The organism is Tunicatimonas sp., from assembly GCF_049647865.1.
Classification (GTDB): Bacteria; Bacteroidota; Bacteroidia; order Cytophagales; family Cyclobacteriaceae; genus Tunicatimonas.
Map to the genome: position 1 here is coordinate 1 of NZ_JBARYM010000186.1, position 2,257 is coordinate 2,257.

The following is a 2,257-nucleotide window of genomic DNA, read 5'->3' on the forward strand; positions in this document are numbered from 1 at the left end:
TGCCCAACAACAACTACAAGCCGAATGGCAGCAGTGCAAGCGAAAACTGATCGTTGTTGGGCAAAGTAATCTGGATCAAAATTTATGTCAGCAGCTTGAAGAGTTTAGCCAGCAGCAGCAGATTCCACTGGTAGCCGATATTATCTCAAACTTTCACTCAGTAGAATCGGCTATTAAGCATCCTGATGTTTTTTTAGGAAAAGATGCCTCGAAACTATTACAACCTGATTTGCTAATTACCTTCGGACTTTCGGTCATTTCTAAGAATTTAAAAATCTTTTTACGGAAGTATCACCCGCAGGCTCACTGGCATATTCAACCGGGCGGAAGGGCGGCTGATACTTTTCAATCGCTTACTCGCATACTTCCCACTGCACCCAAGTTTTTCTTCCAATTAGCGAAAGGCTGGTCAGAAAATCCTCACGATACCTACTACAAAGATTGGCAGACGGCGGAGACGCAAGCAGTTCGGAAGGTTGTTGATTTTTTTAACTCTTCTGAGAATCAGGTTAGTGAGTTTTATGTAGTAGCGGCAGTACTAAAAAATCTGCCTCAGCGAAGCAGCTTACATTTAGCCAATAGTATGGCGGTGCGTTACGCTAATTTGATTGGCTTACCCGATGACCATTCGGAAGTGGAAGTGATTGCGAATCGGGGTACCAGTGGTATTGATGGTAGTAGTAGCACTGCTGTAGGGGCGGCACTAGCTTCTCCTGACCGCTTGCACATTTTAATCACCGGTGATCTGGCGTTCTTCTACGATCGCAATGCGTTCTGGCACAACTACCCGCTACCTAACCTACGAATAGTTCTGCTGAACAACCACGGAGGAGGAATTTTCCGGATGATTGATGGCCCCCGCCGGCAGCCCGAACTGGAAGAATATTTCGAAACCCGTCAGCCACTTGAGGCAGAAAATACTGCGAAGGATTTTGGTATGGCGTACCAACGAATAAATATTACCCAAGAAGCTGCCTCAGAAGAACTAACCAATGTATTGTCCGGTTTTTTTACCGGAGGTAGTCAACACGCTAAACTACTGGAGGTTGTATCCGATAGCCCAACCAACGCGAAAGTTTTTCGTCAATTTAGATTTGGGGATTAGGTGATAGGTTTTGGAAATTGGAAGGCAAGCGCAGAGCCGCTAAAGATTGTGAACCTTAACACCTAAACACATTAGCACTCTAACACAATTACTATGACCATGTCATTTGATAATATTCGGATAGGCAAAAAATACTATCTCTACAACTACGGCGAAGAATCTCGCTTCGAAGTGCTGGAGAATCTAGGTGATGAAAACTACCGGATCAAAGATTTAATATCGCTCGATGTTTACGAGCTGCAAGAGTTAGTGAAGTACGGCACTTCGGATGATTTTAAACTGGAAGAAATTAGAGCAAATTTTTAGTTGTTAAAAATCAAACTTTGAAGCGATCTATAAAACACATCAGTCAGCGAATTAGTAAACTGGATGCTCAGCGCGATCATCAGGAAATTGCATATCTGCTAACTTGTCACGTTTTCCCATGGGATACCGAACGAGCGCTGGAATTTGCGTTGTTTCGCACATTTGCTGTACCGCTAAGCTCAGAAAAGCTAGCACAAACCGGCGAACTGACTAAAAGGCCTCAAAAACGCTACGACGATACTGAGATTATTATGTATACGCTGGCCGAGCATGGCTACGATAGCGACCTGGGTCGAAAAGCCCTTCAGCGGATGAACCAGATGCACAGTCGCTATCCTATCACGAACGATGAAATGTTGTACGTACTTTCTACCTTTATCTACGAACCCATCCGCTGGATTGAACGCTACGGTTGGAGGGCTTCTACCAAAAATGAAAAGCTGGCTTCCTTCTATTTCTACCGAGAGGTAGGCAAGCGGATGAACATCAAGGATATTCCTGAAGATTATCACACTTTTGAACAATTTAATACGGATTACGAACGACGTAACTTCCGTTACGCCCCATCGAACCGAGCCGTAGGTGACGCTACTTGTAATTTATTTCTGGGTTTCTATTTACCTAAGCCACTTTGGCCGCTAGGCCGTACTTTTCTGTACGCCATGATGGACAAGCCGCTGCTGGATGCTTTCGGGTACCCTCATCCACCCTCGCTCGTCCGAAAGTTTGTAACCGGAGGGTTAACGTTACGATCTAAAATTATGCGCTACTGGCCCGAACGAAAGAAACCAGTTTTAGGAACTCAGCGGAAACGCCCTACGTATCCCAAAGGACATAAAATTGAAG

Annotated in this window: 3 protein-coding genes; all 3 read left to right on the plus strand. The window is 44.7% G+C overall.

Annotated elements, in window-relative coordinates; genetic code table 11:
- Nucleotides 1-1,105 (plus strand): thiamine pyrophosphate-dependent enzyme (locus WBA23_RS05635; protein WP_424581273.1); only part of this gene is annotated, 1,105 nt, incomplete at its 5' end.
- Nucleotides 1,106-1,198: 93 nt separating this feature from the next.
- Nucleotides 1,199-1,411 (plus strand): hypothetical protein, encoded by a 213-nt coding sequence (locus tag WBA23_RS05640; RefSeq protein ID WP_424581274.1) that lies wholly within the window; start codon nucleotides 1,199-1,201, stop codon nucleotides 1,409-1,411.
- Nucleotides 1,412-1,428: 17 nt separating this feature from the next.
- The coding region (locus WBA23_RS05645) for an oxygenase MpaB family protein (protein ID WP_424581275.1) at nucleotides 1,429-2,257 on the plus strand (829 nt) is incomplete at its 3' end.

Coding starts and splice junctions, on each gene's coding strand:
- WBA23_RS05640 (WP_424581274.1), top strand. CDS start 1,199: ATGACCATGTCATTTGATAATATTCGGATAGGCAAAAAATACTATCTC.